Source organism: Chroococcidiopsis sp., from assembly GCF_051657925.1.
Classification (GTDB): Bacteria; Cyanobacteriota; Cyanobacteriia; order Cyanobacteriales; family Chroococcidiopsidaceae; genus Chroococcidiopsis.
The window spans coordinates 1-8180 of sequence record NZ_JBOFLP010000071.1; the positions used below are offsets into that span (position 1 = coordinate 1).

At 43.6% G+C, this 8180-nt stretch carries 10 protein-coding genes and 1 pseudogene; 5 read left to right on the forward strand and 6 right to left on the reverse strand.

The features are described from left to right. Positions 1 to 255, forward strand: a 255-nt coding sequence (locus ACRC32_RS05425; RefSeq protein ID WP_438553034.1) for a hypothetical protein, incomplete at its 5' end; no start/stop codon positions are given. Here ACRC32_RS05425 and ACRC32_RS05430 read toward each other — a convergent pair. From ACRC32_RS05430 to ACRC32_RS05440, 3 genes are all read right to left on the reverse strand, one after another. Beyond that, on the reverse strand, positions 244 to 972 hold the full coding sequence (locus ACRC32_RS05430) for a pyridoxine 5'-phosphate synthase (RefSeq protein WP_438553035.1): 729 nt from the start codon (positions 970 to 972) through the stop codon (positions 244 to 246). The two genes, ACRC32_RS05425 and ACRC32_RS05430, sit on opposite strands and share 12 nt — an antisense overlap. A gap of 56 nt (positions 973 to 1028) precedes the next feature. Then, a complete protein-coding gene (locus tag ACRC32_RS05435) occupies positions 1029 to 1568 on the reverse strand; it encodes a GNAT family N-acetyltransferase (RefSeq protein ID WP_438553036.1) in 540 nt (179 codons plus the stop codon). Between the two features lie 109 nt (positions 1569 to 1677). Continuing rightward, positions 1678 to 3159: a PLP-dependent aminotransferase family protein gene (locus ACRC32_RS05440; protein WP_438553037.1), complete on the reverse strand. Its 1482-nt coding sequence runs from the start codon at positions 3157 to 3159 to the stop codon at positions 1678 to 1680. Between the two features lie 274 nt (positions 3160 to 3433). Here ACRC32_RS05440 and ACRC32_RS05445 point away from each other — a divergent pair, with 274 nt between their 5' ends. The 3 genes from ACRC32_RS05445 to ACRC32_RS05455 all read left to right on the forward strand — a co-directional run bounded on the left by ACRC32_RS05445 (position 3434) and on the right by ACRC32_RS05455 (position 4760). Further along, positions 3434 to 3688 carry a hypothetical protein gene (locus ACRC32_RS05445; protein ID WP_438553038.1) on the forward strand — a complete coding sequence of 85 codons (255 nt, stop codon included), beginning with the start codon at positions 3434 to 3436 and terminating at the stop codon, positions 3686 to 3688. Between the two features lie 7 nt (positions 3689 to 3695). Beyond that, the gene (locus ACRC32_RS05450; protein ID WP_438553039.1) at positions 3696 to 3866 is read left to right on the forward strand and encodes a hypothetical protein; all 171 of its coding nucleotides are present in this window, start codon (positions 3696 to 3698) and stop codon (positions 3864 to 3866) included. A gap of 162 nt (positions 3867 to 4028) precedes the next feature. Further along, complete coding sequence (locus ACRC32_RS05455; protein WP_438553040.1) at positions 4029 to 4760, forward strand: hypothetical protein; 732 nt, start codon at positions 4029 to 4031, stop codon at positions 4758 to 4760. 54 nt (positions 4761 to 4814) lie between these two features. Here the strand turns inward: ACRC32_RS05455 and ACRC32_RS05460 are convergent, their stop codons facing one another. The 3 genes from ACRC32_RS05460 to ACRC32_RS05470 are packed head-to-tail and all read right to left on the reverse strand — an operon-like array spanning position 4815 to position 7745. After that, complete coding sequence (locus tag ACRC32_RS05460) at positions 4815 to 6455, reverse strand: CocE/NonD family hydrolase (RefSeq protein ID WP_438553041.1); 1641 nt, start codon at positions 6453 to 6455, stop codon at positions 4815 to 4817. Next, positions 6449 to 6904, reverse strand: coding sequence for a cupin domain-containing protein (locus ACRC32_RS05465; protein ID WP_039713097.1), 456 nt, complete (start codon positions 6902 to 6904; stop codon positions 6449 to 6451). Before ACRC32_RS05465 ends, ACRC32_RS05460 begins: the two co-directional genes overlap by 7 nt. A 55-nt stretch (positions 6905 to 6959) precedes the next feature. Beyond that, on the reverse strand, positions 6960 to 7745 hold the full coding sequence (locus tag ACRC32_RS05470; RefSeq protein WP_438553042.1) for a cysteine hydrolase family protein: 786 nt from the start codon (positions 7743 to 7745) through the stop codon (positions 6960 to 6962). A gap of 273 nt (positions 7746 to 8018) precedes the next feature. On the opposite strand from ACRC32_RS05470, the pseudogene ACRC32_RS05475 reads away from it, so the two are divergent. Further along, a pseudogene (locus tag ACRC32_RS05475) lies at positions 8019 to 8180 on the forward strand (amidohydrolase); the annotation flags it as partial.

Below are 8180 nucleotides of genomic sequence, written 5' to 3' on the forward strand. Positions count from 1 at the left end.
TTAGAAATTGAATCAGAAGTATTTGCCAAGGAAACTGTTAGTAACTTTTCCACCAGGAGAATAACTGTATCAGAACTGGCAGAAGAAAAATGCCACTTGTTGGCTATGAAAGAGGCAAACATAGCTAGATTTTTGGAAAATCAAGCTATGTTTGCAGAAAGCGTGACCAAGTTTAATAGCTCGAAAGATAGATTTGTTCAACGGCAAAAAGTCAGACATCGGTTTTACCGATGTCTGACTTTTTCAAATTTTTGACTCTGGCAGCACTTTCAGATATTCTTTTACTGCTGTTGATAGTCCCATGTCTAATGCATCTGCTATCAGCGCATGACCGATTGAGACTTCAAGTATATTGGGAATTGAGCAGAATTTTGCCAAGTTTTGTAAATTTAAGTCGTGTCCGGCATTTACATTTAAACCGATCGCTTGAGCTTGTTTAGCGGCAGCAGCATATTGTTGAAAGACTGATTCTACATTACCATGACGAAAAGCTGTAGCATAAGGTTCTGTATATAATTCAATGCGATCGCTACCAATCTTTTTAGCAATTTGAATTTGCTCTAGATCGGTATCCATAAACAGACTGACGCGAATTCCTAAAGATTTTAATTCGTTAATAATTGGTCTTAGCTTTTCCCCATCTCGAACTAAGTTCCAGCCACTATCTGAAGTGAATGTATCTGGTGCATCTGGAACTAGAGTACACTGAGTTGGGTTTACTTGGCGGACTATCTCCATAAATGGAGGCTGAAAAGGATTACCTTCAATATTTAACTCAACTGTTAACATTTTTGCTAACTCATAAACATCTGAAGGTTTGATATGTCGTTCGTCGGGACGAGGATGAACGGTAATTCCGCTGGCTCCTGCGTCGATGCAAATTTGTGCAGCGCGAGTAATGCTTGGAATGCCAATATTTCGAGTATTTCTCAACAAAGCAACTTTATTAAGATTGACACTAAGGTTGGTCATAAAGTTAAATTTTTTATTTTTAAAATCGTTTCATACAAGCAACTCGAGCGTAAAAGTTAATTGTTTAAGTTCAACCAATAAAACATTGTATCACCAGTCATCCTGGGAAAACCAGGAGGTAAAACTAATTGATGTATTCTGATAAATCCATTTTTTTCGTAAAATTTATGCGCCGCTTGAAAAACATCAACTGTGCCTAAATAAATGTCGCAAATATCTTTTGTTCGCGCCCAATTCAAAAGCGAATTTAATAGCTGTTGACCTAAACCTATTTCCTTCCCGCGATACTTAGAATCGACAAACATTTTTCTCAAAGCTAGCTGACTATTACCTATATCGATAGCGGCGATCGTACCGATAGCTTTTTCTCGATCTAAAGCAATCCAAAAATTACCATTACCTTGTTGATAGAAACTCGGAATATCTAGTAAGTCACGTTGGTCTTTGAGAGTAATTGGTAGACCAAATTCTTTTTGTTGAATGTTCAAGATGAGCTTGATAATTGCTGCTTGATACTGAGGCTGGTAGGTGACAATTTGAATATTCTGAATATTTGATAATTCGCCTGAGAAATTAGGTGAAATAGATTCTAACATTGAGCTAATAATCTCATTCTAATTTTGCAATAGTTTGATAATACGTTTTATCTGTCTTGCCGACGATTTTTAGCAAGGTGGGCATTGCCCACCCTACATTTGATTTTGACTAAACGTACTTCTGCAAGATTTCTCCTAAAATGGCGATCCCTTGCTCGATTTGTTCTGGTAAAAGGGTAAAATTCAGCCGTAAAGCGGGATAGCTTTGCTGTCCGCCTGGGAAAAATGGCGTTCCTTCGGCAACGAACACGCCTCTGGCTAACGCTTTTTGACAAATTTCTGCTAGCGGTAAATGGGCAGGCATTTGCACCCATAAGAAAGTTCCACCTTTGGGAATCGTCCAATAAGTAGCAGGAGGATAGTGACGCTGCATGGCGCTTAGCATGGCGTTGCGACTCTGAAGATGGACGGCTTGCAAGTGTGCTAAATGGTGGCGATAATGTCCAGATGCTAAATACTCGCTGACAATAGCCTGTGAAACTGTAGATACGTGGATATCGTAGTGCAATTTACGCTCTACTAAGGGCTGATAATCTTCTCCAGTTACAACGAGATAACCGACACGAATACCTGGCATAATCGTTTTCGAAAATGTGCCAGCATAAATGACGCGATCGGTTGTATCTAATGCTTTGATTGGTACTGGTACGGGTTCAAAGTTTAGCCCTTCATAAGCATTATCTTCAAGTACGACGCAATCGTATTTTTCTGCTAATGCCAATAATTGACGGCGATGATCTAAGGAAGTGGTAAGACCTGTAGGATTGTGTAATGTACTGACGGTAAATATCAGCTTGGGACGATAAGTGTAAAGATTTTTTTCCAACAACTCCAAATTTATGCCTTCGGGTGTCATGGGAATACCAATGACCCTTGCACCCATGTTGTACAGCAGGGATAGCATACCGTACCAAGTTGGGCTTTCAACCAACACCCAATCACCAGGTTTGACATAGTGATGTACGGCTAACAATATTCCTTGTTTGGAGCCATTAGTAATAATTAAATTGTCTGCCGTGACATTTAAACCGTGCTGCTGTACCAATAACCGCGCAATTTGTTGCCGCAGTACGAGCTGTCCTTGGGGTAAGTCGTAGTTAAATAAGCTACCCGATATTTGCTTCACGGCACGTCGGGCAACGCGCGGTAAATCGTCCAATCCAGAAGCCAAAGAAAAACCGCTACTGAGATCGATCGTCCCTGGTTGCTGACGGGCTTGCACCGATTTCATGTAGAGATTGAAAGACGAACCGCCCTGAAATTCTTCAATCAGTGGTGGTAGGGGGGGTTGTTCTAAAACAATCGTGTCTTGGGGGGGCGCAAATTGGTGCTTCGACTCAGCGCGATCGATTTTTGCCGGACGGATGAAGTACCCAGATCCTTGACGGGCTTCTACCAATCCCTCTGCTGCTAAGACGTTGTAAGCTTCGATGACGGTGAGTTTATTCACCCGCGTACTAGCTGATAGGGTACGAATAGAGGGGAGTTTATCGCCCGATCGCAATGCGCCAGTTTCAATCAGATGGCGGATGCGATCGCGGATCTGGAGATAAACTGCCGTAGATGAGTGTCTTTCAATAGGAATTCTCACGATGCAATCCTTTTTAAAGATTGAGAATTCAGCCTGTTTGAATATGATAAATGATTCATCTGAATCTGTGATGGTACACTTTGACTTTATTTACCTAGAACAGTTTTAGATCGAGTCAACTGTTCTATTTAAAATTTTTAAATCCGTACCTTATCAATTTGTCTGCTGAGGATAAAACTAGAAATAAGCAAGTCAAAAGTTAAAAATCAAAGGGCAAAAATATAGAAGTTTGCCTGTAGATTTTGCTGCAAATAAATACGATTGTAGGTTGATTATGATGAAAACCTCAGCTTTGCCTACGCAAAAAAAAAGAATATCTTTATTGTTCGTTGAGAACTTTAAAGTAATTCTTGAAAAATTAGTTCGGGCGTTAACTCGCGGTCATGAATTGCAAGTTTGGCGTAAAAAAGACCGTAATGGTAACCCTTACTGGCAAGCATTCGATCCAAAAACCCGTAAATCTACTAGTCTCAGTTCCGAGGCAGAAATGCGAATTTGGATCGAGCAACGCTACTACCACTCTGACTAAATTCAATATGGAACTCATTATTACCTACTCAATTGCCCACATCTGTTTGGTAGTCGTATCGTGGCTATCAACTCATGCAGAAAATCGTCCCATCTCTCTCCCGACTCGCTACCTTGGTGGGCAAGTTATTTCCTCTGAAATTGCGATCGCACCACGCAAAAATCGATTTTGGTTTTGATTTTTTACGTGTTGGGGATGCAGTGGAAGATCTTCTCTCTCCATCGACTTACTAAAAATGTATCTTTTCTCACTAATTTTGCTTCTAAAGAGTGAGGAGTCGCTCGTTGTGGCTTTGTAATCTTAGTCTGTGTACTTTAAATTCCTTAACGGAAGCCTTATTATGGCAACTAAAAAAGAGACTGAAGAGAAACAAAATAAAGCAGAGTTCAATATAGAGCGGGAAATTGACGAATTACTTCAATCTATGGAAGGAGACTTCAGCAAGATTGAAGCAGAAAGCGCCCTCAATTTGGTCGATCGCTGGTATAACTATCTCCATCAGTTTAAAGAACCGGAAGTAAAAGAACTAGCAAGCAGACTGAAAGAGCTACAAAAGCTGCTTAAGAGTGGCAAAGCAACTGGACATGAAATCAGCGAAGCACTGATTGATATTGGCGAACAAACCAGTGAGTTTTCTAGCGATCTTGAAAAGGGTATAAAGCAGTCTGTCGGACGACTAGGTAAGCAACTTCGTAAAGCTGGTACTTCAGTTGCCAAGGCTGAAGACCAAGAACATCACCAACAAATGGATGCTTTGGTAGACAAGGCAGAAGGCGAAGAACTCACCTCGCTCGATCCTGAAGAGGCTGTAAGCGCAATCGACTTGTGGTACAACTTATTGCATAAAACAGAAGGCGAACAATACCAACAGTTGGCAGATAGCCTGAAGGGGTTGAAGCAAACCCTCAAGCGTGGTAACGCCAAGCCTGCAACAATTGCAAAGGCTCTAGCTGAAGTAGGCGAACATACTACAGAAATCGCCTCAGAAGCGCCGCGCGGTTTTAAAGGAATCGTACAAAAACTTGGCAAGCAGTTGACTAAAGCAAGCGAATCTTTAGCTACGGCAGAGTAATTCACCTTAGCTCAAAAGCAGGAGGCAAAAAGACAAACTTCTGCCTTCTGCCTTTTAACGATCGGACACCACTGGCAATACCAACCTTGAAGCGCGATCGCCACCACACTCAACCCTCAAAGTCACAACTCGAGCATCCATCAACCGCGTGCTACCCAAAGGCGAACCCGTACCAGGGTTCATCGGATAAGCCGGAAAACAAGCCGCACTCAAACTCAACCGCAAAGCATTCCCCTTTCTAATACACACACACGTCGCTTGCAGAGACATTTTTAAAGGTCGATCTTGCCCTGATGCAACATGAACGTAACCCTGAGTCAGGTTATAGACACTCCCATTCGGATGTACCTCAGAAACCACCGCACACAGATCGTGGCTGGGCGTATCGGCACTGCACCAAATCTCAGCCATCACCTCCCCCGCCAAATGCAAATCTGTCGCTAAGGGTGCAGTAGTATACGTCAAAACATCAGTCCGACAGTCAATTTGCGATCGCTCAAACGATCCTGCGGGTACGACTGCATGACCCCCCAACGCTGGCACGGGTCGCCAAGGGTCGTGAACGAAGACATCTGAATAATAGGATTCGGGACAAGATGCGCTTAGCATCCCTGAGTCTTCCCGAATACTTGCCAATCCACTGCTTGACAAAAAATACGATTTCTGGTTTGATTTACTTATTGTGGGAAAAGTGCGCCACATATTAGTTCCCATCTCAAACCAACGAATCGGTAACTCTGCTTCTAAGCCCGTATCCAAACCCTTCAAAAACCGATCGAACCAACGGATTTGCATTTCATCTACAGGACTGACAGCTTCCAGCCCGTAATCAACTACACCGACTTTGCGCGACCAAGGTAAATGCGCCCAAGGTCCCACAAGCAGCTGCTGACGATATTGACTCCGTTCTGCCATATCTTTGTACAAACGCAGCGTCCCGCGCAGGTATGTATCAAACCAGCCGCCGATATGAAACATCGGTAGATCTACATGTTGCAAATAGCGCTGAGGCGAAATTTCCTGCCAGTAGTCATCATCTTGAGAATGTTCCAACCACTCGTGATAAAAGGCATTAGGCGCGAATTTACGTAGGCACTCGTTTAAGCTAGGAACGCGATCGTAGACAGATATATCTTGAGCAGCAGCGTAGAGAGTGTAATGTGCCGCAACATCACCCTGTATCCTGGCGGATTCGGCAGCGAGTTGAATTGCCCAGCCCAAGTTCGTTTGCAAGCAAAACGCCCCACCCTCGTATACCCAGTCGCTGTAAAGGTTATAGGCAACCATCGCAGGGCAAATTGTTTTTAAGGCGGGAGGCTTGGCAGCAGCAGCATACAACTGCGTCATTCCCTGATAAGAAAAGCCGTACATCCCAACTTTGCCATTACTACCAGGTAAATTCGCCGCCCAATTTACCGTATCTTCGCCATCTTCAATTTCATGGACGAATAACTTAAATTCTCCCTCTGATGTACCTCGCCCTCGCACGTCTTGAATTACGACAATATATCCACGGGCAGCATACCAAGTTGGATGGGCGTAGACTACAGTAGAAGCGATCGCCCTACCATAGGGTTGACGCATTAATAATACGGGAAATTCACCCTCAGCATCAGGATAGTAGACATCTGCATCCAACCGCACGCGATCGCGCGTCAGCATCGAAACAGTTTTTTTCGGGCGCACGCCTAACATAAAACTGGTGCAGGTAAGCGACGCAACACGGAAATATCCTCCTCATCCAGTTCTACAGGCGTACCGCTACGGATCAGTTCGGCAAAGTCTTCGTTTGGAACCATGATACACAGGGCATACAACCGAGTCGAACCAGTATTTTCTATGATATGAGTTCCCGTAGCAGGGACTAAAATGCTATCTCCGGCTTGGATAGAAACCGTTTTCCCATCACACATTGCTCGTCCTTCGCCTTTGAGGATAAAAAACATTTCTACTGCCCGTCGGTGTCGATTAGGAGGAGTCTTGCCATCCACATCAAAAATTTCTACACACATCGTCAGTGACTTGTTAGCAGTTGCCGTGTCAAAGACAAGCGCCAATCTGTTGGTATCTTGAGGGCTAATCCGAAAGGCTTGGTAGTCTTGGGGAGACTTAACAACGGGAATTACACAACGATTTGTATTCATACGCGGTAATTGGTAGTTGGTAATAGGCAAGAGGCGAGAGGTAACCGATAACTGGTCACTGGTCGCTGGTCGCTGTATCTTTAATTGCTTCCACGATAGCTTGGGAATCGGTGACAAAACCAAAGCACTGCTTAACGTTGTATAAAGTTGCCAGCCAGCAATACTCTGGGGATGTGGTAGCAGTACAGTCTTCGACTAACACGCAGTCGTAGCCTAAAAAATTAGCATCTTGTAATGTTGCCATGACGCATTGATCGACATTTACGCCTGCAAAAAATAGCGTCGTTCTGCCCAGATTACGCAAAATACTATCTAAGGGAGTATCCCAAAAACCACTCATGCGGTACTTATCGACGCGGATATCTTGGGGAAGTTGTTCTAACTCATCTACCACCGCCGCCGCCCAACTTCCAGCCGTTAGTACCTTAGCACCGTTGGTAGGGAGAGGATCGCCTAACCCGACTCCCGTACCTGTGGGGTTGTAAACGTGGCGCGAACCAGCGCTAATATTAACTAAATCGGGACGATTGCCCCAGTTGATCCAGAGGACAGGGACATCAATTTGCCGCAAAACTGACAGTAAAGATTTTAGCGGTGAAATCGGGCTGCGGGCAGGAGTAAAATCCACGCCAATATGCGCCAGCCAGCCATCGGGATGACAGAAATCATTTTGCATATCTATGACTAGAATGGCAGACTTTGCCAAGTCGAGGCGTAGAGTTTTGGTTTGAGTTGGTAGGGTAATAATTTTTGTGTCTAGAGGCGGACGAGTGATATCTGCGATCGCTTCGTTGACTGCCCAGGCGTTAGGCGGTATTCCTAGAGTTGTTAATTGATTCATGGAATTCGATAGTGGTAAGTTGGTTGTAGGAGCGGGTTTTCTATACAATCTCTGTATGAGAAGCTCATCATCTCGGTAAACCCGCCCGTATCAGGGGAAATTGTAAGGGCGCATAGATGTTTGCCCAGATGCAGTTTGATCGATGCATCGCACGCTCCTATATGCAAGATTATTATTCAGTGACTTTGTACCCTGAGTAGAAATCTTTTTTACAGAATTAGTGTCACACTAAATAACAAGATTTTATATTTGTTGATATTTAAGGATAAGTTTGTGAGTTATACGATTCAACAAGCCTTAATTCCGGTTGAAGACGGTTACACAACAGTAGACGTGCAGATAGAAAACGATTGCATTGCTGCTATTGCTCCCCAATTACCTATAAACGGCACGGCGATCGATGGTAAAAATAAGTTACTCTTACCTGGTTTTTTT